Source organism: Saccharopolyspora erythraea, from assembly GCF_018141105.1.
GTDB lineage: Bacteria > Actinomycetota > Actinomycetes > Mycobacteriales > Pseudonocardiaceae > Saccharopolyspora_D > Saccharopolyspora_D erythraea_A.
The window spans coordinates 264712-288108 of record NZ_CP054839.1 but is presented as its reverse complement, the minus strand read 5'-3'; the positions used below and the strand labels follow the sequence as shown (position 1 = coordinate 288108).

Annotated in this window: 22 protein-coding genes, 2 tRNA genes and 1 other RNA gene; 10 read left to right on the top strand and 15 right to left on the bottom strand. The window is 71.3% G+C overall.

Annotation, left to right across the window (positions count from 1 at the left end):
- Positions 1-147: 147 nt before the first annotated feature.
- A complete protein-coding gene (locus tag HUO13_RS01345; RefSeq protein ID WP_211899697.1) occupies positions 148-1968 on the top strand; it encodes a S9 family peptidase in 1821 nt (606 codons plus the stop codon).
- A gap of 408 nt (positions 1969-2376) precedes the next feature.
- Here HUO13_RS01345 and HUO13_RS01340 read toward each other — a convergent pair whose 3' ends face one another.
- From HUO13_RS01340 to HUO13_RS01330, 3 genes are all read right to left on the bottom strand, one after another.
- Complete coding sequence (locus HUO13_RS01340) at positions 2377-4689, bottom strand: DNA polymerase III subunit gamma and tau (RefSeq protein WP_249124380.1); 2313 nt, start codon at positions 4687-4689, stop codon at positions 2377-2379.
- A 69-nt stretch (positions 4690-4758) separates the two neighbouring features.
- Positions 4759-4853: signal recognition particle sRNA small type (ffs, locus tag HUO13_RS01335), an RNA gene on the bottom strand.
- 200 nt (positions 4854-5053) lie between these two features.
- A tRNA-Ser gene (locus HUO13_RS01330) sits at positions 5054-5142 on the bottom strand.
- 235 nt (positions 5143-5377) lie between these two features.
- On the opposite strand from HUO13_RS01330, the gene HUO13_RS01325 reads away from it, so the two are divergent.
- Both HUO13_RS01325 and HUO13_RS01320 read left to right on the top strand, forming a co-directional pair.
- On the top strand, positions 5378-6133 hold the full coding sequence (locus tag HUO13_RS01325; RefSeq protein WP_211899696.1) for a glycerophosphodiester phosphodiesterase: 756 nt from the start codon (positions 5378-5380) through the stop codon (positions 6131-6133).
- The gene (locus HUO13_RS01320; RefSeq protein ID WP_211899695.1) at positions 6130-6624 is read left to right on the top strand and encodes a DUF4231 domain-containing protein; all 495 of its coding nucleotides are present in this window, start codon (positions 6130-6132) and stop codon (positions 6622-6624) included. The genes HUO13_RS01325 and HUO13_RS01320 overlap by 4 nt, the downstream gene beginning before the upstream one ends.
- A 49-nt stretch (positions 6625-6673) precedes the next feature.
- Here HUO13_RS01320 and HUO13_RS01315 read toward each other — a convergent pair whose 3' ends face one another.
- The 5 genes from HUO13_RS01315 to HUO13_RS01295 form a co-directional block, all read right to left on the bottom strand.
- Complete coding sequence (locus HUO13_RS01315) at positions 6674-8482, bottom strand: endonuclease/exonuclease/phosphatase family protein (RefSeq protein WP_211899694.1); 1809 nt, start codon at positions 8480-8482, stop codon at positions 6674-6676.
- Positions 8483-8738: 256 nt separating this feature from the next.
- Positions 8739-8824: transfer RNA gene (locus HUO13_RS01310), tRNA-Ser, on the bottom strand.
- Positions 8825-8881: 57 nt separating this feature from the next.
- The gene (locus tag HUO13_RS01305) at positions 8882-9442 is read right to left on the bottom strand and encodes an RNA polymerase sigma factor (protein ID WP_249124379.1); all 561 of its coding nucleotides are present in this window, start codon (positions 9440-9442) and stop codon (positions 8882-8884) included.
- A 152-nt stretch (positions 9443-9594) separates the two neighbouring features.
- Positions 9595-10062 (bottom strand): nucleoside deaminase, encoded by a 468-nt coding sequence (locus tag HUO13_RS01300; protein ID WP_211899693.1) that lies wholly within the window; start codon positions 10060-10062, stop codon positions 9595-9597.
- On the bottom strand, positions 10059-10547 hold the full coding sequence (locus HUO13_RS01295; protein WP_211899692.1) for a tRNA adenosine deaminase-associated protein: 489 nt from the start codon (positions 10545-10547) through the stop codon (positions 10059-10061). Before HUO13_RS01295 ends, HUO13_RS01300 begins: the two co-directional genes overlap by 4 nt.
- A gap of 127 nt (positions 10548-10674) precedes the next feature.
- Between HUO13_RS01295 and HUO13_RS01290 the strand changes: the two genes are divergently transcribed.
- The 3 genes from HUO13_RS01290 to HUO13_RS01280 all read left to right on the top strand — a co-directional run bounded on the left by HUO13_RS01290 (position 10675) and on the right by HUO13_RS01280 (position 13981).
- Positions 10675-11643 carry a prephenate dehydrogenase gene (locus tag HUO13_RS01290; RefSeq protein ID WP_211899691.1) on the top strand — a complete coding sequence of 323 codons (969 nt, stop codon included), beginning with the start codon at positions 10675-10677 and terminating at the stop codon, positions 11641-11643.
- A 403-nt stretch (positions 11644-12046) separates the two neighbouring features.
- Positions 12047-12745, top strand: coding sequence for a TetR/AcrR family transcriptional regulator (locus HUO13_RS01285; protein ID WP_211899690.1), 699 nt, complete (start codon positions 12047-12049; stop codon positions 12743-12745).
- Between the two features lie 30 nt (positions 12746-12775).
- Positions 12776-13981: a cytochrome P450 gene (locus HUO13_RS01280; protein WP_211899689.1), complete on the top strand. Its 1206-nt coding sequence runs from the start codon at positions 12776-12778 to the stop codon at positions 13979-13981.
- A 126-nt stretch (positions 13982-14107) separates the two neighbouring features.
- Here the strand turns inward: HUO13_RS01280 and HUO13_RS01275 are convergent, their stop codons facing one another.
- Complete coding sequence (locus HUO13_RS01275; protein WP_211899688.1) at positions 14108-15304, bottom strand: MFS transporter; 1197 nt, start codon at positions 15302-15304, stop codon at positions 14108-14110.
- A gap of 399 nt (positions 15305-15703) precedes the next feature.
- Here HUO13_RS01275 and HUO13_RS01270 point away from each other — a divergent pair, with 399 nt between their 5' ends.
- A complete protein-coding gene (locus HUO13_RS01270) occupies positions 15704-16174 on the top strand; it encodes a YbaK/EbsC family protein (RefSeq protein ID WP_211899687.1) in 471 nt (156 codons plus the stop codon).
- 374 nt (positions 16175-16548) lie between these two features.
- On the top strand, positions 16549-16752 hold the full coding sequence (locus HUO13_RS01265; protein WP_211899686.1) for a hypothetical protein: 204 nt from the start codon (positions 16549-16551) through the stop codon (positions 16750-16752).
- Between the two features lie 58 nt (positions 16753-16810).
- On the opposite strand, the gene HUO13_RS01260 is transcribed toward HUO13_RS01265, so the two are convergent.
- The 6 genes from HUO13_RS01260 to HUO13_RS01235 form a co-directional block, all read right to left on the bottom strand.
- The gene (locus HUO13_RS01260; RefSeq protein ID WP_211899685.1) at positions 16811-17596 is read right to left on the bottom strand and encodes an SDR family NAD(P)-dependent oxidoreductase; all 786 of its coding nucleotides are present in this window, start codon (positions 17594-17596) and stop codon (positions 16811-16813) included.
- A 156-nt stretch (positions 17597-17752) separates the two neighbouring features.
- A complete protein-coding gene (locus HUO13_RS01255; protein WP_211899684.1) occupies positions 17753-17995 on the bottom strand; it encodes a hypothetical protein in 243 nt (80 codons plus the stop codon).
- 146 nt (positions 17996-18141) lie between these two features.
- On the bottom strand, positions 18142-18558 hold the full coding sequence (locus HUO13_RS01250; protein ID WP_211899683.1) for a YeeE/YedE thiosulfate transporter family protein: 417 nt from the start codon (positions 18556-18558) through the stop codon (positions 18142-18144).
- Entirely contained in the window at positions 18558-19196 is a 639-nt protein-coding gene (locus tag HUO13_RS01245; RefSeq protein ID WP_211899682.1) for a YeeE/YedE family protein, read from the bottom strand. The genes HUO13_RS01250 and HUO13_RS01245 overlap by 1 nt, the downstream gene beginning before the upstream one ends.
- A gap of 848 nt (positions 19197-20044) precedes the next feature.
- Positions 20045-20707, bottom strand: coding sequence for a carbonic anhydrase (locus tag HUO13_RS01240; RefSeq protein ID WP_211899681.1), 663 nt, complete (start codon positions 20705-20707; stop codon positions 20045-20047).
- 354 nt (positions 20708-21061) lie between these two features.
- Complete coding sequence (locus HUO13_RS01235; RefSeq protein ID WP_211899680.1) at positions 21062-21280, bottom strand: hypothetical protein; 219 nt, start codon at positions 21278-21280, stop codon at positions 21062-21064.
- 695 nt (positions 21281-21975) lie between these two features.
- Between HUO13_RS01235 and HUO13_RS01230 the strand changes: the two genes are divergently transcribed.
- Both HUO13_RS01230 and HUO13_RS01225 read left to right on the top strand, forming a co-directional pair.
- The gene (locus HUO13_RS01230) at positions 21976-22596 is read left to right on the top strand and encodes a hypothetical protein (protein ID WP_211899679.1); all 621 of its coding nucleotides are present in this window, start codon (positions 21976-21978) and stop codon (positions 22594-22596) included.
- Between the two features lie 105 nt (positions 22597-22701).
- Entirely contained in the window at positions 22702-23328 is a 627-nt protein-coding gene (locus HUO13_RS01225) for a hypothetical protein (protein ID WP_211899678.1), read from the top strand.
- Positions 23329-23397: the final 69 nt, after the last annotated feature.

The window sequence follows — 23397 nt, the reverse complement described above, 5'->3', positions numbered from 1 at the left end:
GCTGGCCACCTGGTTGCACCGCTGGTCCTCCTCATCGCCGCTGTGTACCCCACCCAGCCTAGACGTGTCCGCGCCGACCGGGAGCGGGGCGTGGAAGGCCCCGCACGGCCGCTGGGACCGCCGCGGCCACCGTGAAATGGTGGCGGCATGAGGCTGGACATCCTGCGGTTGCTGGAGTGCACGAGCCGGCGGTCCTTCGACGTCGACGACGGCGGCCGCGTGCTGGCCGGATCCGACGAGTCGGGCTCGGTGCAGCTCGCCGAGATCGCAGGCGGCGAGGTCAGCGCCCTCACCGCGCTGCCCGGGGCGGTCAGCGGCCGCTACCTGCCGGGCGAGCGCGCGGTGGTCGTGCAGCACGACACCGACGGCAACGAGCGCAGCCAGCTCTCCCTGCTCACCCTGGACGCGCCCCGGACCGGGCCCGCGACCATGCGCGACCTGCGGCCGCTGGTCCACGACTCCCGCTACGTGCACCGGCTGCTCGACGTGCTGCCCGGCCGGGTCGTCTACGCGACCAACCGCCGAAACGGCGTGGACTTCGACGTCGTGGTCCGCAACGCCACCTCCGGCGTGGAGGAGGTGGTCTACGACCGGGGCGGGATGGTGCTGGAGGCGGCGTCCTCCCCGGACGGCCGCTACCTCGCGGTGACCGTGCCCGCCGAGAAGCCGCTGTCGGAACAGATCATCCTCGTCGACACCATGCCGGTGACCGCCGACGAGGAGGTCACCGAGCTCACCGACGCGGGCGCGCACGCCCGGCACACCGGAGTCCGCTGGCTGCCCGACGCCTCCGCGCTCGTCGTCACCACCAACCTCGACCGCGACCGGACCGGCGTGGCCCGCATCGACCCGCGGACCGGCGAACGGCGCTGGCTGGTGACCTCCGACGAGCACGACCTCACCGGCTGGCTCGCTCCGGACGGCTCGACGCTGCTGGTGCAGGCCAACGTCGAGGGCGCCGCCCGGCTCGCGCTGCACGACGCCACGACCGGCGCCCTGCGCCGGGACGTCCGGTTACCCGACGACGGCTGGTGCACCTACCCGCTGCCCGCGCCGGTCTGGTCGCCGAACTCCCGCTTCGCGGCGCTGTCGTTCAGCTCCACCGCGACCCCCGGCGACGCGCTGCTACTGGACTCCGATGGCGAGGTCCGCGCCCTGACCGACTCGGGCGCGCAGCTCGGTTCCGCGCGTCCGGTTCCGCCGACCGCGCACCGGGTGCCGACGCCCGACGGGGAGCAGGTGCCCTGCTTCGTCTACGCGCCGGAGAACCCGCCGCCGGACGTCGCGGGATCGTCGGTCCTGGTCGTCCACGGCGGGCCGGAAGCCCAGTCCGTGCAGGCGTTCAACCCGATCGTGCAAGCACTGGTCGGCCAGGGCCACACGGTGCTGGTGCCCAACGTGCGCGGCTCCACCGGCTACGGCAAGCGCTGGTACTCCGCCGACGACGTGCGCAGGCGGCTGTCCGCTGTGGACGACCTCGCGGCCCTGCACGACTGGCTGCCCTCGCTCGGGCTCGACCCGTCCCGGGCGGCGCTGTGGGGCGGCTCCTACGGCGGGTACATGGTGCTGGCGGGGCTGGCGTTCCAGCCGTCGCGGTGGGCGGCGGGCGTGGACATCGTCGGGATCTCGTCGCTGCTGACGTTCCTGGAGAACACCGCCGCCTACCGGCGGGCGCACCGCGAGCGCGAGTACGGATCGCTGCGCGACGACGCCGACTTCCTGCGGGAGGCATCGCCCCTCACCCGCGCGGACGCGATCTCCGCGCCGCTGTTCGTGCTGCACGGCGCCAACGACCCGCGGGTCCCGCTGTCGGAGGCCGAGCAGCTCGCGGAGGCCGTGCGGGCCAAGGGCATCGAATGCGAGCTGCTGGTCTACGCCGACGAGGGCCACGGCCTGGCCAAACGGGTCAACCGCCTCGACGCCTACCCGCGGGCGCTCGACTTCCTGCTGCGCCACCTCCGCCGGTAGCCGGCCGCGACCGCCGTCAGGCGGTTGCCGCGTCGGCTCGCGTCCGGGGCCATCAGCTCGTCCAGGCCGCTGCGGGACTCCACGAGGTCGTCGATCAGTGCCGTCAGGCGGTCGCGCTCCACGCACAGGTCGACACGTCAGGCATGGAGGGCTACATCGACTACCCGGCGCTCCAGCCCGCGTAGTGGAGTCCGTCCCAGCGGCCACGGCCATCGCGCCGCCGACCGCTCGGCCGTCGTCGCGCTCCAGCCGTCAGCCGTCCAGACGCCTGCCGTTCAACCCGCCGATTCGCCGTGGCTCAGTCGTCGATGCGGCGGGCGCCCAGCTCGCTGGCGAACAGCTCGACGGCGGCTTCCTCCGGATCGGGCCGCGAGGCCATCGCCTCGTCGGCCGGGGTCGAGTCGGCCATCATGGCCTCCTCGTCCTCCTCCTCGTCGACCGGCGGAGGAGGCGGAGGGGCCTGGCGGGCGGGGCGCGACGGCGGGACGTAGTCCTCCGGCGGGGGCTCCTCGTCCGGCGGCTCCGGCGGTGGCGGGATGTCGTCGGCCTGCGCCCGGCGCCCGTTGCCACCCTGCCTGCCCTGCGGCGCGTTGCGCTGCGCCTGCGGGTTCTCCGGCTTGCTCTGCCCCTGCTGGGGGTTGGGCTTGTTCGCCGACCAGTCCGCGGACGGCTTGCGCTGCGGGGCCTCCTCGGCCTGGCGCTCCTCGGCCTGGCGCTGCGGGGCCTGGCGGGGCGGCTGGGCGGGCCGGCTCGGCGGGGCCGGCGGCGCCGCCCCGGCCTCGACGCAGCGGATCTCCCACTCACCGCCGAGGACCGCGCGCAGCGCGTCCTTGACGAAGTCCAGCCTGCGCTGCTGCGCGAACTGCTTGACCAGGCCCGAAGTCGGCATCGACAGCACCAGCGTGCCGTTCTGGATGTCCTGCACGGTGGCGTTGAGCAGCAGCGCCTGCGTCGGCCGGTTGCGCTCGGCGACCGCCCGCAGCACCTCGGTCCACAGCCTCCGGACGTCGGCGGTGTCCCGCCCCGCGTGCGCTCCCGCGCTCGCCCCGGCCTGCGCCGCCTGCTGCTCCGGCGCGTACGGCGACTCCGCCCAGCAGCGCCTGAACGAGCTGGTGGCCTCCGAGCAGTGGCGCAGCCTCTCCGCGGTCCGCAACGGCAAGGCCATCGCGGTGCCCGACGACCGCTGGTTCCTCGCTCTGCCGGAGCCGGCGCCTCCGCGCCGACGGGCCGGGCCGACGCCTCCGGCGTCGGTTGCCCGGCGGGGGCCTGCCGCCCGGCCGCGGCCGATGGGCCGGGCTGCCCGCCCGGAACCCCTGGCTGCGCGCCCGAACCCGCCTGCCGGTCGGCCTGGGAAGGCTGCCCACCCTGGCCGGCCGGGGAGTCCTGGCCCGCCTGAGACCCCTGGCCGGCTTGGGCCGCCTGGCCGCTCTGGGCGGACTGCTCCGGCCCGGCTTGCGCCGCGCGCTCGTGCGGCCGTTGGAAGACCCGTCGCGGGCGGCCCCCCTCGTCCTGCTCCGCGGGCTGGCCGGCGGGCGCCTCGGCCGCGCCGCCCTCCGGCGCTATCGTCATCCGGCGTTCGACCCGCTCGAGCCGTTGCAGCAGCGCCACCTCGGAGTCCGACACCGTCGGCAGCATCATCCGGGCGCAGAGCAGTTCGAGCAGCAACCGGGGCGCGGTGGCACCCCGCATGTCGGCCAGGCCGGTGTGCACGATCTCGGCGAAGCGCGACAGGGTCGCCGCGCCGAGCTGCTCGGCCTGCTGCTGCATCTTGGTCAGCTCGTCGCCCGACGCCTGGATGAGCCCGCGCTGGTCGGCGTCGGGCACCGCGTTCAGCAGCACGAGATCGCGCAACCGGTCGAGCAGGTCCGAGGCGAAGCGGCGCGGGTCGTGCCCGGCCTCCACCAGCCGGTCGACGGTGCCGTAGACCGCCGCGCCGTCGGCGGCGGCCATCGCGTCGACCATGTCGTCGATCAGCGCGACGTCGGTGACCCCGAGCAGCGCGACCGCGCGCTCGTAGGTGACGCCCTCGTCGCCCGCGCCGGCCAGCAGCTGGTCCAGGACGCTGAGGGTGTCGCGCGCCGAGCCGCCGCCCGCGCGCAGCACCAGCGGGTACACCGCGGGCTCGACGCGCACGCTCTCCTGGCCGCAGATCCGCTCCAGCAGCTCGCGCATGACACCCGGCGGCATCAGCCGGAACGGGTAGTGGTGCGTCCGGGACTTGATGGTGGTGAGCACCTTGTCCGGCTCCGTCGTGGCGAAGACGAAGATCAGGTGCTCCGGCGGTTCCTCGACGATCTTCAGCAGGGCGTTGAAGCCCTGCGTGGTGACCATGTGGGCCTCGTCGATGATGAAGATCCGGTACCGCGACTGGGCCGGCGCGAAGAACGCGCGGTCGCGCAGCTCGCGGGTGTCGTCCACACCGCCGTGGCTGGCCGCGTCCAGCTCGACGACGTCGACGCTGCCGCCGCCCTCCGGCGCGAGCGCCACGCACGAGTCGCACTCGCCGCACGGGTCGGCGGTCGGGCCCTGCGCGCAGTTCAGCGAGCGGGCGAGGATGCGTGCGCTGGAGGTCTTGCCACAGCCGCGCGGGCCGGAGAACAGGTATGCGTGGTTGATGCGCCCGGACGACAGCGCCGTCCGCAGCGGTTCGGTGACGTGTTCCTGCCCGACGACCTCAGCGAAGGTCGCCGGCCGGTACTTGCGGTAAAGGGCGAGCGCCACGGTCGAGACCCTACGCGGTGGTTCCGACAGCACCGACGAGGGACGAGCCCGGCGGTCCGGCCCAGAAAAGTAAGGGGACCCCGTGCACCCGCCAGAGCCCGCTTACCCTTGCTGCCTTCCGGCCCTGGGGGAGTTCACAGGATGGACGCCGCACGAGGTCCGCGTTAAGTGTAACCCGGCGTCCCCGCGGCTTCACGAAGGCCCCGCCTGCCGGCCCCGGCGAAGCGCTCCACCAGCCGGGAACCTGTGCCGCAGCAGCCGAAACGCCGTCAGCCGCCCGTCGATGCGAGAGCGTCGCGGACCGCGGACCCGCCCTGAACGCGACAGAGCCCCGGGCGCGGTTCCGCGCTCCGGGGCTCTGGGCTGGCGGAGGATACGGGATTCGAACCCGTGAGGGCTGTTAACCCAACACGATTTCCAATCGTGCGCCTTAGGCCGCTCGGCCAATCCTCCGTGCGGAAGCCTAGCAGAGCGGTTCCTGACCAGGAGATATGGCCTGTGAGCTGCGATGACGGCCGCAGGGCGCCGATCATCGGGGATCACCCGGTTGCACGACGCCGGGGCACGCCATCCAGTACGGCCGGGAGAGGTCGGCGAAATGTGAAACAGCTCGCACGCAGATCGCTAGCATGATCTCCGCTGCGCGGCGCGGGAACTCCTCGCGACCACCGCCCGGCGATGGAGCGCCATGAACGACGCGGGATGGCTGCACGACCGGCCCATCGCCCACCGGGGCCGCTACGACGAGAGCGCGGGCATTCCGGAGAACTCCCTGGCGGCGTTCCGCGCCGCCGTCGAGCGCGGCACGCCGTTCGAGTTCGACGTGCAGCTCACCGCCGACGGCGTCGCCGTCGTGGCGCACGACGCGAACCTGCGCCGGGTGACGGGCGAGGACGTCCTCGTCGCCGAGAGCACGCACGCGCGCATCCGGCGGCTGCGGACGGGTTCCGGCGGCGAACCGGTCCCCACCCTCGACGACGTGCTGGAAGTCGCCGGTGGCCGGGTTCCGGTCGTGGTCGACGTGCGCAGATGGGGCGTGCGCGGCGGCACCGACCTGGAACGGGTGGTGGCCGCGAGCCTTCGCGGATACCGCGGTGCGGTGGCGTTGCAGTCGTTCGACCCGCGCGCGGTGCTCCGGCTGCGGCGGCTCACCGCCGACCACCCCGTCGGCCAGGCTTCCGGTTCCCTGCCGTCGGCCGCGCCTGCGCTGCGGTGGATCGGCCGGTCGATGCTCCCGAACGTGCTCACCCGCCCCGACTTCGTCAGCTACGAGCTGGCCGCGCTGCCGTGCTGGTTCGCCGACCGGTGGCGGACGCGAACCCGCCCGCTGATCGCGTTCACCGCGCATTCCCAGGCCGAGGCCGGGCGCGCGCTGCAGGTCGCCGACAACTACTTCTACGCGGGCTTCACCCCGGACGAGCAGCGCGAGGAGCACAGGCCATGAAGTTCCGCCCGCCGTTCCGCCACCACCTTCCCGACGTCGCCGAACACGGCCTGGAGCACGCGGCCGACATCTACGCCCAGCGGCTGCGCGCCTTCTACGACGCGCGCGCCCGCTGGCACCGGCGCTTCTACCGGTTCAGCGGAATCCTGGTGATCGCGGTCGGTGCGGGGCTGCCGATCCTGACGACCCAGCAGTTCCCCGGGCAGGACCTGGTCATCTCGATCGCCGGTGTCACGGTCGCGGTGTCGGCGGGCCTGCGCGCCTTCTACCGCTGGGACCAGTCGTGGATACTCCTGCGCCGCACCGAGATCGCCCTGACCGACGCGCACTGGCAGTGGAAGGCCGGTCTCGGTGCCGACCCGGTCGCCAACGCCGAGAACACCCAGCGGTTCCTGGAGGAGCTCGGGTCGCTGCGGCGGCAGGAGTCCGACTCCTTCTTCCAGGACCTGTCCTTCCCCGGTTCCGCCGAGGCTTCCCGTCCGCAGCAGTGACCGTCGCGGTACCGGCCGGACACGGCCTTCGGCCGGTACCGCGACGACCTCAGCCCTTGAGGCGCACGATCTGCGGGTCGTGATCGCTGGCCTGGTCGGCGAACTCGGCGTTGACGTGCACGACGTCGTAGTCGGCGGCACCGGCCGCCGGGCTGGTCAGGATGTGGTCCAGCGCCTGCGAGTTGCCTTCGTAGACGTAGCTGTAGCGCTCGGCGGGCGGCAGCCCCTCGGCCGCGTCGACCAAAGCGCCGTCGGCGGTCAGCGTGCGCACCACCGGCGAGAACCCGAAGTCGTTGAGGTCACCCGCGACCACGATCCTCGCCTGGTCGTCGACGGCGCGGAGCTGGTCGGCGAAGGCCCGGACCGCCTTCGCCTGCGCGTCCCGCTGCTCCTCGGAGCCGCGAACCGGCGGCTGGAACCTGCCGTGCAACGGCTGGTCGCCGCCCTTGGAGTTGAAGTGGTTGGCGACCACGAAAACCCGCTGCCCGCGGAAGGTGAACTCGCCCACCAGCGGCTTGCGGCTGTTCTCCCACGCCGCGTTCGCGGGGTCGATGCGACCGGGAGAGACGCTGAGCGCGGCTTCGCCGCCGTCGGCGACCGGCCGCACCGGCGTCGTCGCGTCGCCGCCGGGACGGTCGTTGAACGACACCCGCGCCGGGTCGAACAGGAACGCGACCCTGATGTTGCCGCCGGGCTCGCCGCCGTCGGCGCCGTTCCGCGGGTCGATCTGCCGCCATTCGTAGCGCGGGCCACCCGCCGCGGCGATCGCGTCGGTGAAGCGGCGCAGCGTCTGGTCGGCGGCGACCACGCCGTCGTCTTCGGCTCCGGTGTTGTCCTGGACCTCTTCCAGCGCCACGACGTCCGGGGACGCCAGGTTCCCCGCGATGCCCTGCGCCAGCCGGTCGAACTTGGCCTGGTCGTCGTCCGCGGCGAGGTTCTCGACGTTGTAGGTGGCCACCGCGAGCTCGTCATCGGCCTGGTCGCGGGTCGTCTCGCGCTGGGGCCCGCCCGGCCGGTGCTCGCCCAGGACGGCGGCCTCCAGGACGTAGCCGCCGAACCGGTTGTAGTCGAGCGGACCGGCGGTCGTGCCGGCGAGCCGGTCGCCGACGTCGGCCTTCGGGAACGGGCGCTCGGCGAACGGGATCAGCGACTCGACCTTCAGGCGCCCGCCGTTGGGGTCGTCGTAGGAGGTGTAGGTGCTGCCGCCGCGCTCGTTGGCGCCCTGCTCCGGCCTGGACGTCACCCACAGCGAGTTGTAGGCGTCGGTCGGGCCGACGACGCGGGCGTCGGACACGCCGAGGCTCATCCCCTCGCGCGACTCGTAGAAGTCGAGCGCGTACCCGGCCGGGTCGAGACTCCGCTTCTCCAGCTCGCCCTGCGGGGCGTAGGCCCGCGGCACCGACTCCGGGGTCAGCGCCTCCGGCTGGACCCCGCCCTTGCCGGTGACCTGCCACTGCGCGTTCTTGAGCTCGGTGACCGACTGGTTCGCGGTGTCCTGCGGCGTCTCGCCCTCGGCGGTCGGGTAGTACTCGGCGACCTCGCCGGAGACCGTCACGGCGTCGCCGACCGCGACCTGCGGGGTCTGCTGGCCGGTGAACACGAACAGGCCCTCGCTGGTGCGAGGGTCCTCGTCAGGTTCGGGGTCCTGGAACCAGAAGCCGCGCGACGAGCCGAACGCGCGGACACCGGTGACGACTCCCGGGATGCCGGCGACCTGCTTGCCGGCCAGTGGCGACAGCCGGCCGGTCCCCTGGATGTCGTGGATTCTGTCCGCCGCGTCGGCGGTCGCCACCGGTGCGATCGACAGCGCACCGCAGGCGAAGACCACGCCGGCTGCGATCGTCGAGTTCCTGCCCACTTCGCGAACCCCTCGTCCAGCAGCGGACGCTGCTCGTGGAAATTTCACTCCGAAGCGTGAAACTACCGTCGAGAGGTAACCAGCAGTGGTCATCCATGTGGCCCAAGTCCAGCGCCCGGATGAGCCATCGCTCCTCGGTCGAGGGGACAGGTCGCGGCAAACGGACTGGTCAGCCACCCGGGCGCGCCGCCCGCGTATGCCCCGCGAAAGCAGAAGAGCCGGTCACCGCCTCACGACGATGACCGGCTCTCACCGGCGGTAGCGGTGGGATTCGAACCCACGGTGGCTGTTAACCACACACGCTTTCGAGGCGTGCTCCTTAGGCCGCTCGGACACGCTACCGCCAGCAACTGTAACGGAAGGCCCCCGCGCCTTCGGCAGGGGGGCCGCCCCGCCTGATCAGCGCCAGGCCCGCATCGCGTCGGCCAGGGTGGCGCGGGCCCGCGACAGCCGGCCGCGCACCGCCTCCTCCCCCGCCCCGACGCGCTGCCCGATCTCCACGTAGGACAGCCCGTCGACCTCGGCGAGCAGCCACACGTCGCGCTGCCGGGTCGGCAGTCCGGCCAGCGCGCGGCCGAGCGCGCAGACCCCCGCGCCGGCCTCGGCCACCCGCTGCGGGTCCGCCACCACGCGCGCGGCCCCCACCGCGGGCCGGTGCTCCGGGACCGAGCCCATCGGGTAGGTCCGCCGGATGCGCCTCCGGCGCAGGACGATCAGGCAGTGCCTGCGGGCGATCTGGAACAGCCACGCGCGGGCCGCACCGAAGTCGGCGAGCTCGCCGACCCGCCGCCAGACGGTCACGAAGACGTCCTGCACGACGTCCTCGGCCTCGACCCGGTCGCCCAGCATGCGCAGCGCGAGCGCGAACACGCCGTCCGAATGGCGACGGACGAAGACCGCGAACGCCTGCTCGTCCCCCGCCGCCGCACGCGCGGCCAGCACAGCATCCGTCGGTTCCACGCCAACCCCCGAAGTGCGATGGATCCGCCCCGCTCGCGCCGGCGGGGCGGATCCATCGTCACAGGCCGGTCGGCGGATGACGGCCGGGACAGGCCACCCGAACCGGTGGAATGCGCGGTCCCCGCAAGGCCCGCCACCAGGCCACTCGATGATCAGCGCTGGCCGTGGAAGAAGTCCTCCAGCAGCGCCGAGCACTCCGCCTGGAGCACCCCGCCCACGACCTCCGGCCGGTGGTTGAGCCGCCGGTCGCGGACCACGTCCCAGAGCGAGCCCACCGCGCCGGTCCGCGGCTCCCAGCACCCGAAGACGACCCGTTCGACCCGGGCGAGCACCAGCGCTCCCGCGCACATCGTGCAGGGCTCGACGGTCACCGCGAGCGTGCAGCCCTCGAGCCGCCACCCGTCGCCGAACACCCCGGCGGCGGCCCGCAGCGCGAGGATCTCGGCGTGAGCGGTGGGGTCGCGCAGGGCCTCGCGGCGGTTGTGGTCGCGGGCGAGCACCCGCCCGTCAGGACCCGCTACGACAGCGCCGATCGGAACATCCCCAGTGGACAGAGCGCCGGGAGCGACCTCCAGCGCGGCCCGCACCAGCTCGGCGTCGCGGGCACCTGCCGCGGTCACTGGTCCAGCTTCTCCATCAGGCCGGCGAACTGCTCCCCGAACCCGCAGCGCTGGGCGATCATCTCCAGCTGCTCGTCCGGGTACAGGTCGACCTCCTCGATGATCACCAGGAGCTCGCCCTCCGGCAGGCCGATGTCGGAGAGGATGGCCAGGTTGCCCTCCGGCCACACCTCGTCGTCGTCCTCGTCGGGCGGGTCGACGCGCAGCAGGTCGAGGACGTCGGCGGCGATGTCGTAGTCCAGCGCCGCCGCCGCGTCGGACAGCAGCAGGTCGACGCCGCCGGGCACCGGCCGGATGAGGACGAAGAACTCGTCGTCCACATTGCACATGCCGAACACCGCGCCGGTGGATCGCAACCCGCGCAGTTCCGTGATCGCGGTGTCGAGCCCCGCCAGCACCGAGCTGTCCATCGCGCTGCACCGCCACCGGCCGTCCTCACGCACCACGGCAACGGCGAAGCCCGCGACCGGCTCCTGGTCCGTCATGAGGACACCGTAGAGGGTGCGAACGCCACCCGAAAGCACTATTGCGCGCTCGTAACCTTCCGGGCTCGGATTCCCGCTCATCCGGGTACGTGGGCCGGCCGGGGGCCGCTCCGGCAGGATGGTCGCCATGCGTGCGGTATGCGTCATCGGACTCGGACTGATCGGCGGCTCGGTGCTGCGGGCCGCCTCCGCCGCCGGACGCCCGGCGTGGGGCGCGACCGCCTCGCGGCCGGACGCCGACGCGGCGCGGGCGGACGGCTTCGACGTCGAGGCCGGTGTGGAGGACGCGCTGCGCAGGGCAGCCGCGGAGGACGCGCTCGTGGTGGTCGCCACGCCGCTCACGGCGGTCCGCGAGGTGCTGCGCCAGGTCGCCTGGCACGCGCCGGAGGCATGGCTGACCGACGTGGTGAGCGTGAAGGACCCGGTCGAGGCCGAGGTTCGCAGCCTGCTGCCGGGCGCGAAGTACGCCGGGGGCCACCCGATGGCGGGCCTGGCCGAGTCGGGCTGGCCTGCCGGGTCGGCCGAGCTGTTCGGCGGCGCCTCGTGGGCGGTGACGATCGAGGAGAGCACGACGGCGCCGGCCTGGCGGGAGGCCGCCGCGCTCGCCGTGGACTGCGGGGCGCGTGTCGTGCCGTGCTCGGCGGCCGAGCACGACTCCGCGGTCGCCCGCGTCTCGCACCTGCCGCACGTGTTCGCCGCGGTGCTCGCGGCGGTGGGGGCCGACGGCGGCCCGCTCGCGCTGTCGCTGGCGGCCGGGTCGTTCCGCGACGGGACCAGGGTCGCGGGCAGCGCGCCGGACCTGGTGCGGGCGATGACCGAGGGCAACCGGGTCGCGCTGCTCGACGCGGTCGACGACGCGCTCGGCAGGCTGGGCGCCGCCCGCGGCTCGCTGGCCTCCACCGGCTCGCTGAAGTCCACTGTGGATGCCGGCCACCAGGCCCGCCGGTCGCTGGAGGCGGCCCCCGAGGGCGAGCCGCGCAGCCTCCGTGTCCGGTTAGACGAGAAGGGCGCGCTGGACCGGCTGCGCGACGTCGGCGCCCGCGGCGGACGCGTGGTCGCGCTGGACGAGGACGCGGCGACCGTCGAGGTGCCCTGACCGGCACCCCGGACACCGGAGTCGGCCTGCCCGCACCTGGCGGAGCACGGCTGCGGCGGCCGCCGCGTCGAGAGGCCGGCCGTACCCCGGACAGACAGAGGGGCCGCCCTGTGCGAGAGGCGGCCCCTCCATGATCCGCTCCGGCCACTACCGAGCGGGACGGCCGAACCCCCGGTCCCACCCGCCAGCCCTGGGCCAGGCGGCGAAATCGACTACCGGCCAAAAGTAACCACGCCCCGCGGCCCCCGCCTCGCCGAAGCGATCAATCCGCACCACCGGGTGACGCACGCCCGTTGTCAGCCGACCCGATCGGGTATACCGTTCGTGTGACCGGATGACCAGATTTCAAATCCGGTCACATAGTCACCACGTCCCGTCCCGACGACCCGGACCAGGAGGGCAAGTGCCCAAAGCCGAGGCCAGGAACACCGACCGCGCCGACCGCATCCTCGACGCCGCGGCGGACCTGATGCTGCGCCTCGGGTACCGCAAGGTGACGATCGAGGACGTCGCCCGGCAGGCCGGAATCGGCAAGGGCACCGTCTACCTGCACTGGCGCAGCAAGGAGATGCTGTTCCGGGCGCTGCTCCACCGCGCCTCCATCGCGCTCACCGAGCAGATCGTGGAGCGTCTGGAGAGCAACCCGGAGGAGATCCGGCCACACCGGTTCCTGCGCACGGCCTTCGTGATCACGATGCGCGACCCGCTCCTGCACGCGATGCTGCTCCGCGACACCGAGCTGCTCGGCGACCTGCGGGACAGCCTCACCGGCAGCGTGGAGTCTGTGGTCAACGACCGCTACTTCGAGCTGATGGCCGAGCGCGGGTTCCTGCTCGACATGCCCCACCTCTCCTACGCGGTGTCGGCGTCCATGCTCGGGCACTACCTGATCGACCGCTTCGACCCGAGCGTCCCGTCCGACCTCGACCTCCGGGGCGAGATCGTCGCCCACACCGTCCGCGCCTCATTCGAGCCCGCGGAGGGTCCCGACCGCGCCACCGTGGTCGGCACCGCGACCGAGATCAGCACCATGCTCCGCGACCTGCTCGCGCACTACCGCGAGCGGATCTACTCCCACGACCCGACGCGCGAGCACGGCTGAGGTCGTCGCCCGCAGACCGGAGGCACCGACATGTCCATCCCCGCCGACACCTGGGGCATACCGAAGTCGCAGTTCTGGCTGCGCGGCCGGCGCCCCGAGCGGACCGTAGAACACGACGCCGCGACCGGCATGTGGAACGTCTACGGGTACCCGGAGATCCAGCACGTCCTCAGCGATCCGCGCACCTTCTCGTCGGACACCACGCGGCTGATGCCCGCCAAGGTCGCCGAGCGCACCTCGACGCTCAACGAGGGCAGCCTGCTGCAGATGGACCCGCCGGAGCACACCAAGCTCCGCAAGCTGGTCAGCCACGCCTTCACCCCGAAGGTCGTGGCCGACCTCGCGCCGCGCATCGCCGACCTGACCAACGAACTGCTGGACGAGGTCGGCGACCGGATGGAGATGGTCGAGGATTTGGCCTACCCGCTGCCCGTGATCGTCATCGCCGAGCTGCTGGGAGTGCCCAGCAGCGACCGCCACCTGTTCAAGAAGTGGGTGGACGCGCTGCTGCAACGCGACCAGCAGTTCTCCCTGGTCGACGAGAGCGACGAGCAGGTCCGGCAGGTGGAGGAGGCGCTGGCCCAGGTCAAGCACCTGACCGACTACCTGGGCGAGCACGCGGCCGAGCGGCGGCGGGCACCGCGCGAGGACCTGCTGACCAAGCTCGTGCAGGCCGAGGTCGACGGCCACCGGCTCAGCGACACCGAGGTCGTCAACTTCGCCAACATCCTGCTGCTCGCCGGCCACATCACCACGACCATGCTGCTGGGGAACACGGTGCTCTGCCTGGACTCGCATCCGCGGCAGCGCGACCTGGTCCGCGGCGACCGGTCGCTGGTGCCGCCGGCGATCGAGGAGTCGCTGCGGTTCTTCAGCCCCTTCGCCGTGCTCGGCAGGGTCACCCAGCGCGAGGTCGAGGTGGGTGGGCAGACCATCCCGCAGGACCAGATGCTGATGCTGTGGATCGCCGCGGCCAACCGCGACTCCCGGCAGTTCACCGACCCGGACGTCTTCGACGTCACCCGCGACCCGAACCCGCAGATCGCCTTCGGGCGCGGCATCCACTTCTGCGTCGGGGCGCCGCTGGCCCGGCTGGAGGGCAAGGTCGCGCTGAACATCCTGCTGGACCGGTTCCCGCACCTGCGCACCGATCCGGACGAGGGGCCCACGTTCCTGCCCGCGCCGACCACCACCGGTGTGCGGAAGCTGCCGTTGCTGCTCACCCCCAGCGCCTGAGCAGCAACGGCAACCCGCAGTCCCCCGGCACTCCTTCAGACGCACGCAACGCCGAATGGTTGCCTCGAAAGGCTGACTGTTCGCCCGCCTGGGGACGCGGGTGGGCGCCCCGAGCGAGGAGCACCCTCACTCGGAGGCGCCCACCGGCACGTCCTGGGCGGGACGTGCCCGCTCGGGGACGGCGGCCCGCGCGGCGGGCGCGGGCAGGCGCCAGAACATCACCAGCGCCAGCACCGAGACCACCGCCGACGCGGGCCCGAGCGCTGCCCAGCCCCACGCCGCCGCGACCGCGCCTCCGGTGATGCCGCCGAGCCCCATGCCGAGGTAGAGCGCGGAGGAGTTGAACGCGATCACCACCGCCGCGCTCGCCGGCGTCAGGCTGATCAACCGGTGCTGGATCGCGGGCATGATGCCCCAGCCGCCGAGGCCCCACAGCACCAGCAGCCCGGCGACGGCCCAGGTCTCCGAGCCGGCCAGCGGCAGCAGCGCAAGACCGGCGGCCAGCGCGAGCAGGGAGCCCGCGATGCCGACTCCGGAGCCGAACCGGTCGGTGATCCGGCCGACGACGGCGTTGCCCGTCGCGCCCGCCACGCCGTAGACGAACAGCAGCGCACCGAGCGTCCCCGCACCGGCGCCGGTCAGCGCCGAGAGCATCGGCGAGGCGTAGGTGTAGGCGGCGAAGTCGGCCAGCGAGCCCAGCAGCGAGACCGCCAGCACCCACGCCACCGTCCGGTCGCGCAGGACCGACAGCCGCTCGCCGAACCGGATCGCGGGCGGCGCGGGCACCCGGGGCAGCGCCAGCAGAGCCACCGAGGCCAGGAGGCCGAGCAGCGCCACGATCCAGAACAGCCCGCGGTAGCCGAGCAGCCCCTCCAGCAGCACGCCCAGCGGGACGCCCACGACGGTGGCCAGCGTCAGTCCACTGAGGACCATCGAAACCGCGCGACCGCGGCGGTCCAGCGGGACCAGGTCCGCCGCGATGACCACGGCGGTCGGGGTGAACATGCTCGCGCCCAGGGCTCCGAGCACCCGGGCGGCGGTGAGCGAGGCGAAGTCGGGCGCGACCGCGGTCGCGATGTTGCCGAGCACGAACAGCCCCAGCGAGACCCACAGCAGCCGCCTGCGCTCCCAGCGTCCGGCCAATGTGGACAGAACAGGCGCGCTCACCGCGTAGGTCAGCGCGTGCACGGTGACCAGCTGCCCGGCGGTGGTGACCGGTACACCGACGGCGCCGGCGATCGAGGGCAGGACACCGGCCACGAGGTAGGAACCGGTGTTGATGACGAAGGTGCCGACAGCGAGCACCAGCAGCCGCAACGGCATGGGCGTCTCTCAGTGGTCTGGGCACCCGGGACGGTCGCGTCCGCGGGCGGGTTCGGACAGGGCAGGGCGTGGCGGACCGCACGAGCGGCCGTGCGCCGGCCGCGGAGCGGTTCGCCTTGGTGCCAAGCCGATTCCCGGCCACCCACCACGGCTGCCGGAGGCAGCGCGGGACACCCGGACGCCGGAACCGGCCGGCGGATGTTCGGTTGGGGATGACCCTGCAACTGCGGACGGTCGAAGAGGACCAGACCCGTTCTCGGTGTCAGCAACAACAACGGCCGACTGGCCGCACCCGGCATTTCGGCCCGGCGGGCCGCGGTGTTACGACCCGTGACACGAGTCACGACGGCGGTCGAACTCGGTTGCGCCGGGCGGCCGACCTGCGCGAACCTGCCGCGCATGACCAACGCCGTCGACGACTTCTCCGCTCACCTCCGCCGCCTCGGATCCACCGGGGAGGTGGTCGAGTTCCAGACCGAGGTGCCGACCGCCGCCGCGGCCGCCGAACTGCTCGGCTGCGAGGTCGGAGCCATCGGCAACAGCCTGGTGTTCGACGTCGACGAGGAACCGCTGCTGATCATCACCAGCGGCGCGCACCGGGTGGACACCAAGCACGTGTCGCGCACCCTCGGCCTCGGCCGGATCCGCCGCGCCACACCGGAGTTCGTGCTCGGGGCCACCGGACAGCCCGTCGGCGGCGTCGGACCGGTCGGGCACCCGAAGCCGATCCGCACCCTGGTGGACCGCCACCTGGAGAACTACCCGACGGTCTGGGCCGGCGCGGGAACCAAGCACCGGATGTTCCCCACTTCGTTCGGCGAACTGCTCCGGATCACCGGCGGAACGGCGATAGACGTGAGTGCCGACTGACGAAGAACCGTTTCGCGACTTATCGACAAATCGCCACCCGAAACCGCGTTCCAATTCCCTGGTTCACCCTCCGGTGACCGGCGGACTCACGATCGTGACGGCTTCGAAGTCCCCGGAAAGTGCTACCCGCAGTGCGTTTACGCTGCACAACACGCCTGTTGACGGTCCACAACGGAGGGACCCGGGGGCACGAAACAGCCGACTCGCGGTAATCGAATCACCATTCGTGCACATTCATGTCAGCAGCCCTGACACCTTATGGTGAAGACCATCGTTTCGAACCTGCGGCGCCGTCCCTCCCCCGCTAGAAAGGTGATGCAACATCGTTTCGGACTCTCCGGAACAAACCATCCCGATGAAGGAAGGCAGGCATCATGCGCTCTCTGTCTCGTGCGGTCGTCGTCGGCGCCATGACCGTTCCGCTGGCCCTCGGCTTCGCCGGCTTCGCGGCCGCCGACGGCGACTCGGCGGTCTGCAACGTCAAGTCCTGCAACTACGACGAGTGGAACTGGGACTTCTTCAGCGTGGAGAACACCGAGACCCCCACGATGAACATCGCGAACATCCCCGCCAGCTGAACCTGCTCGGACGCGAACAGCCCCGCCGCGACGCGCGGCGGGGCTGTTCGCGTCCCGGTCACAGGGCGGGGTCGAAGCGCCCGTCGATCGCCGTCCAGCCGCCTTCCACGTACTGCACGGTGCCGGTGACGTAGGACGCCGCGTCCGAAGCCAGGTAGACCACGGCTCCGGCGATCTCGTCGGCCGCGCCCCAGCGCTTCAGCGCGGTCTTCTGCGCATACGCCCCGTACCAGCGCTCGTCGGACTTGATCTGCTCGGTCAGCGGGGTCTCGAACGGCCCGGGCGCCACCGCGTTGACCCGCACGCCCTGCGGCCCCAGCTCTGCCGCCAGCGCACGGGAGAGCTGCACGACCCCGGCCTTGCTCGCCGCGTAGATCCCCTGGCCGGGCTCCACGACGTCGGCGCGGAAGCTCGCGAAGGTGATGATGCTGCCGCTACCGCGCCGCGCCATGTTCCTGCCGAAGTCCCGCACCAGCCGGTAGGTGCCCTTGAGGTTGAGGTCGATGACGCGGTCGAACTCGTCGTCGGCGGTGTCGAGCAGGCGTTTGCGCACGTTGACGCCCGGGGTGATGACCAGCACCGCGGTCTCGTCCTGCTCGTCGGCCAAGTCGCGGATGGCATCGCCGTCGCGGATGTCGAGCTCACGCCAGGACGCCTTGTGCCCGAGCTCCCCGATCGCCGCGACGGTGCCCTCGGCGCTCTCCCGGTCGAGGTCGGCGACGACGACGTCGGCACCGAACTCGGCCAGCCCCAGCGCGCTGGAACGGCCGAGCCCGCTGCCGCCGCCGACGACGACCGCGGTGCGTCCGTCGAGCCGGAACAGGTCGGCGAGCCGTTTGGTCATGGTCTACCTCCCGCAGCTGAGCACGATTTGGCCCAACCTATGCCGCTGCCCGGCCATCGGTCTTGGGCCTTTCGGAGGTACCTGGTGGTCGCGCTGGGTCAGGTTTGCATGGTCGCTCCGCGCTTCCGCACGCGCGTGCCCGGCTGGGGCACGACTTCAGCGGCGCATGAACAACACGTAGCCGTGGTTCCAGCCCCGGTCGCTGGGCACGGTGGAGAAGTGGTCGACGATCCACCCGGTCGCCTCGATCGCCTCGATGTGCCGCGACCAGGAGTCCACCTCGTCGTCCTTGGCCGAAGGCAGATCCAGCAGGCGCACCGCGAACCGCTGCCGCCCGTCGTCGTAAGCCTGCCGGGCCTTCGCCGCGAGGTCTTCCGGTTTGTTCTGAAGGAGTCCCATCGCCCCATTCAAGGCCCCCGGTGCGTGCGGGCGAAGACACGTACACCGACTCGTGATGTCGCGCCCCGCACCACCGGGGGCCTCCGGATGCCGAAGGCCCCCGCGACCGTCCGGGCCGCGGGGGCCTTCGTCGAGGTGCGCGACCGCTACAGCCCGCAGGAACCGCGGTCGAGGCGGAAGAGCCTGGCGTTGGCCCAGCGGCACAGCCACATGCCCACCACGACGCCCGCGATCGTCGCGAGTGCGGGCAGGTAACCGCTGGCGACCTGGATGATCGGGATCGCGGGGCAGCCACCCGAGATCGCCCAGCCGGTGCCGAACATGATGCCGCCGGGAACCACGCCGCCGTGGATGCGCCCCGGTGTGCGGCGGGCACCCACCACGGCGAAGACCACCACGATGATCCCGACGGCACCGGCGAAGGCGAACAGCATGCGCAGGTCCTGGAAGGTGAACATGCGGTTCAGCTCGGCGTAGTCGCCGAACCCGATGTTGGTGACGGTGTAGCCGAGGGCCAGACCGGTGATGACGTTGGCGACGAGAACAGCGCCCCGGTTGCGCATCAGATCACCTTCCACAGCAGGAACGACACCAGCACCGCGGTGCCGAAGAAGACGGCGGTCGCGACGAGGCTGACCGGGCGAAGCCTGCCGCAGCCGCTGAGTCCGTGGCCGGAGCTGCACCCTCCGGCGAGGCGTGTGCCGAAGCCGACCAGCACGCCTCCGGCGAACAGCAGGCCGATCATGATCTTCGGATCCGCGGTGACGAGCTCGCGGAAGCCGGCGCCCATGTCGAAGCGGACCTCGAACCGGCCGGCGGTCACCGCCGCCACCCATCCGCCGGCGAAGATCGCCAGGAGCAGGGCGGCCTGGGTCACCACCGGCACCGGGCGCACGCTCGCGGCCGAGGTTGCCGCGACGGCCGGAGACCCGAGGTCCTGAGCCTGCACCTCGTCCCTCCGGTCCTCCGTCGAGTAGCGGTCCCCGAACTCTTCCGCGGTGGCCGCGGCCAGCGCATCGGCGAGAGCACCTTCGTCGGCGAACCGGGCCTCCTGCCGTTCGAGGCGTCGTTCGGCGCGCCAGTGCAGGACGCGGTCCCACGCCGAAGACACGCCCAAGGACCGGTCGGTGATCAGGGTGTAGTTGATGGTGACGAGGGCGAGGCCGGCAGCGCCCGCCCACCATGGCCAGTAGTCGCTCATGCGGGACCTCTCATCCAGTCGGCGAGCCGCCTCCACCAGCCCCGCTTCTCGGGCTTGTGCCGCTGAGCGGGTCGTTGTGGTTCGGCAGACGGGGTCTTCGGGGGTCGCGGAACCCGCGGCGGTGGAGTTCTCCGCTCCGCCACCGTTCTGAACTCCTCCGTGGTCTCGGTCGACCTGGGATCGGGTGGTGCCGGGGGTTCATACCGGTGTGCCCGCCCCAGGTCGGCGGCGCGGACCGGCTCGGTCCCGGCTGCTTCGGACTCCTCGGCGGCCACCGCCAGGTAGTGCGCGTCGCGACCGTTCGGGAGCAGCGAGATCGGCACCGCTTTCCCCGTGAGGGCCACCTTGTACCGGGCGCATTCGAGCCAGCGGTCATCGCTGTCGCAGTAGTGGTCCCGCCAGCCGCGCAGGCTCGCCCTGAGGTACGGGAACAGAGGACAACTTTCGGCGTGGGTACAGCCCACGTCACTCCGATCTGACCGGCGCACACCACCGGCCGGGGAGGGCGGCGTGGCGCGATCCGGTCGGTGCTGTCGTTGCAGAACCCGGCCAGCGATCGCAGAGCGTCGCGCGGTGTCGCCACGGCGTCGTGGTGATCCACCGAACGGGTTAATCCCGTGTCGCCCTCCGCCCGTTACTCGTGCGGCGACCGCGGCAAAAAGGCGAATATTGGTCGGAAATCCGTGAACACCTGCGACTTTTCCCGGTTGCTTTCAGTCAAACAACCAGAATGGGCAAATTTGGTTATCGCACTGTGATTTCTTCTTTTCCGCATCGTTGGGCGCAGGTGTGGAATGCGTCCTATTTCATCGCCCGTGCTTGTACGAGGGCGTTGGAGGCGGCCGGGCTCAGCTCAGCATGTCGATCTTGCCGGTGGCCAGGGTGAGCACACCGCCGTGGATGGTCAGCTCACCCGACCGCACGGCCTGTGCCAGCCCGGTACTCATCCTGGGCAGCGCCTCGACGACGAGGCGCACGTTGGCCGTGACGGCCTCGTGCAGCAGGGCGTCGCCGGTCGCTCCGAACCGGCGGGCTTCGGCCACCGCCGGCCGGATCGGCTCGGTCAACGGGCCGAACTCACCAGGCGGCATCTTCCCGTCGGCCACCTCGATGGCCGCCTTGACCGCGCCGCAGTTGTCGTGGCCGAGCACGAGGATCACGTCGGTGCCCAGCACGGCCTGGGAGTACAGCAGCGACGCCGCCTCCTCCGGAGTAGCGATGTTGCCCGCGACGCGGCAGACGAACAGGTCGCCGATACCGGCGTCCATGGCCAGCTCCGGCGAGGTGCGGGAGTCGGAGCAGCCGAGCACGGCGGCGAACGGCTGCTGGCTCCCGGCGAGCTGCCGGCGGAGCTCTAGGGACTGGTTCGGGTGCAGCGGGGCACCCGCGACGAAACGCTGGTTGCCTTCCTGGAGGCGGCGCAGGGCGTCCTCGGGCGTTCCCGGCCGGGGCAGCGCGGAGCCCGGCGGGTTCGTGGCCCCGCTGGCGCGCTCTGAGGCTGGGCTTGGCAAGCGGCCAAGGCGACGGGAGACAGTCCGGCTGCCAGGAACGTGCCCAGCGCGGCGCGCCGACGCAGCAACCGATCATCAGCTGGCTGCATGAGATCCCCCTATGCGGCCACCGCGAGACGCTCGACCACTCGGTCATCCCGGCGAACAGGCCACCAGCAGCGTATAGCGGGCCCGGCCCCGGCCAACCCGGTCGTTCGACCCTGGAGCAAGAAACCCCTGCCCGGCAGGGGGACACTCGCCGTCATCGGCGGTGGAGCGCTCAGCGGATCAGGGCGGGGTCCGGAAGCAGCTCGCTCTCTGAGTCGATCGTTGGCGCGGCCCGGGCTCTGCGGCCGGGGCTCTGCGGCCAGGGCTCTAACGCAGCCGGGGCGGGCGTGCGCTGAAGCGCAACTGGTCCTCGTCCGGCTCTCGCGCCTGGGCCACGGAGTGCTCGAGCTGCTCGCTCAGCTCGCGCGCGAGCCGCTGCATCGACCCGCTCCACTGCTGGCTCACCGGCAGACGGACCAGCCGTTGCTTGAGGAGGCCAAGCAGATCGCGGATTTGCACGTACTCGCTTTGCAACTCGTCGACCACGTGATCAGTATGAGCTGAACCACGCTCGGGGACGAGGCCCCTTCCGATAACTGTTCGGAGACCCGCCAGCCCGGCCCGGACGCCGTCAGCACCACCGGCACAGGCCCCGAAAAGCAGGAAACCCCCTGCTAGAGGGGGTTACCAGCTGTCTCGACCAGACGCGCGCCCGTAGGGATTCGAACCCCAAACCTTCTGATCCCGTTTCCGTGATCATCAATGCTTGCCGTCGTTTGCTGATACCTGCCGTGACCTGTGCCGATGGATGCCCCATCGGGCCGCGATGTTGCCGTTGGTTGACATGGCCGGTGGTCGATTGTTGGCAGTTTCTTGGCAATCGGGCCGGATCGTCGCGGGGCGGCGTGCGGCGGTGACCACCTCTAGCTACCAGGCAGTGTCCGTGCCCCTGCCTACACTGCTTGCTCGTGGCGACCGCACGCATCTACGGCGAACCGAGAGATGTTACGAGGAGCACGAGCAACACAAAGCCGACGTGACCTAGATCACGTCGGCTTTACTGGCACCAAGCGTCGAAAGTCGCTAAAGTGGCGCCTGACAAGTATTAAGCGAGGTATAGGCCCCACTCTATGTCTTAGCTGCAACTGCGACAGTAGGGTGACGAGCTGGAGTTGGCAAGGGTTTGTAGCAAACTTCACTCAGCAGGTGGGCCTGCTACCTCCCGAGAGGTAGGAGCTCTGTTGGATCCGATCCGGATCAGTGCCCCATCGTTCCTCGACTACATGCACAGCACGCCCCGAGGCTGCGTCAAGATCGTCAAAGACCAGCGCAAGATGTACCTCGACCCCGAAAGCAAGGGCGGCTACTTCTACTCCCCCATCCGCACTGCCCTTCGCCGGGCGTTCAACTCGGTCGCTCCTGCCGAGGAGCTGGCGAGGGCGGTGAACAAGGCGGACGACAAGCAGTATCCCCACTTCGTGGCGTTGGAATCAGGATTCGTCCAATGGTCACGAAGGATCAAGGCCACAGGCATCAAGGTCTCCGAAGCAGCCTGGAAGGTCAGCAACCTCGACGTGCGGCTGAACAACCTGATCGGTCTGCGCTACGCCAACGACAAGACCGAGGTCGTGCTGCCCTACCTCAAGGAACCCGAGCTGTCCTCCGAAGCAGCGAACCTCATGCTGCGCGTCCTCGAACGCGAGATGCCCAACCTACTGACGGGCGCTCAGCCCATGCTCCTGGATGTGCGGCGAGGCAAGCCCTTCCGACTGCGCCGCAACACCAACCGCAACGATCTCGACGCCCTCCTCGCTGGTGAAGCAGCGAAGTACACCACGCACTGGCAGTCCTCCGCCGCGTAACGCGGTCATGCCCTCCCGAAGCACACCGTCCTAGCCACACGGCCGCTGCCGGACCTCCACAACGCCGAGGTCCGGCAGCGCTTCCGGCACTGCCAAAGGAGCAACGTGGACTACGTGAGGCCTTACCGACGGAAAGACGGCACCTACGTCCGGTCGCACTACCGACGATCTCGCGCCAGCCGCGGGCCGAGCACCAGCACTACCGAACTCGGGGCGGCCGCCGGCATCCTCGTCACCATCCTGTTCCTCTTCTGGATCTTCGGTGGCTCCGAACCAAGCGCCAGCACCACGACCACAGCGCCCACCTGGGAAGCGGCTGGCTACACCGCCACTGAGATCAACACCTCGACAGACACGAACTGCGCCGGTCACTCCTATGGACAGGTCCACCAGTTCTTCGGAGAACAACCATGCATCGGCCTGCAACGCAAGCTGTTCAAGGCCGAAGACGACCAGGGCAACGCTGTGCTCATCGCGACCGCACGGGCAGACATGGCCAGCCCATCTGCCGCAAAGGCACTGAATGGCCTCGCTGAACGAAACGGATCGGGCAACGTGACCCCTCTCGCCCACGAAACCGCTGGCTACCAACACATCTCCTTCACCGGCAAGCACTACGCCTCGCACCCCCGCGAGTCCGCCGTCCACATCGCCGAAACCGAACCGCTCACCGGCAACCCGAGCGCCGCAACCATGCGTGAGCTAGCAAAACAAGCACTCGAACACCTGTAGGGACTCGCTGTGGCCCCAGCGCTCAGCCCTGGGGCCACAGCAGATTCCGTCGGCTGTCGCAATTTGCGA

Coding starts and splice junctions, on each gene's coding strand:
- HUO13_RS01325 (WP_211899696.1), top strand. CDS start 5,378: ATGAACGACGCGGGATGGCTGCACGACCGGCCCATCGCCCACCGGGGC.
- HUO13_RS01295 (WP_211899692.1), bottom strand. CDS start 10,547: ATGACGGACCAGGAGCCGGTCGCGGGCTTCGCCGTTGCCGTGGTGCGT.
- HUO13_RS01255 (WP_211899684.1), bottom strand. CDS start 17,995: ATGGGACTCCTTCAGAACAAACCGGAAGACCTCGCGGCGAAGGCCCGG.
- HUO13_RS01250 (WP_211899683.1), bottom strand. CDS start 18,558: ATGCGCAACCGGGGCGCTGTTCTCGTCGCCAACGTCATCACCGGTCTG.
- HUO13_RS01260 (WP_211899685.1), bottom strand. CDS start 17,596: ATGACCAAACGGCTCGCCGACCTGTTCCGGCTCGACGGACGCACCGCG.
- HUO13_RS01265 (WP_211899686.1), top strand. CDS start 16,549: ATGCGCTCTCTGTCTCGTGCGGTCGTCGTCGGCGCCATGACCGTTCCG.
- HUO13_RS01275 (WP_211899688.1), bottom strand. CDS start 15,304: ATGCCGTTGCGGCTGCTGGTGCTCGCTGTCGGCACCTTCGTCATCAAC.
- HUO13_RS01280 (WP_211899689.1), top strand. CDS start 12,776: ATGTCCATCCCCGCCGACACCTGGGGCATACCGAAGTCGCAGTTCTGG.
- HUO13_RS01270 (WP_211899687.1), top strand. CDS start 15,704: ATGACCAACGCCGTCGACGACTTCTCCGCTCACCTCCGCCGCCTCGGA.
- HUO13_RS01345 (WP_211899697.1), top strand. CDS start 148: ATGAGGCTGGACATCCTGCGGTTGCTGGAGTGCACGAGCCGGCGGTCC.
- HUO13_RS01290 (WP_211899691.1), top strand. CDS start 10,675: ATGCGTGCGGTATGCGTCATCGGACTCGGACTGATCGGCGGCTCGGTG.
- HUO13_RS01245 (WP_211899682.1), bottom strand. CDS start 19,196: ATGAGCGACTACTGGCCATGGTGGGCGGGCGCTGCCGGCCTCGCCCTC.
- HUO13_RS01320 (WP_211899695.1), top strand. CDS start 6,130: ATGAAGTTCCGCCCGCCGTTCCGCCACCACCTTCCCGACGTCGCCGAA.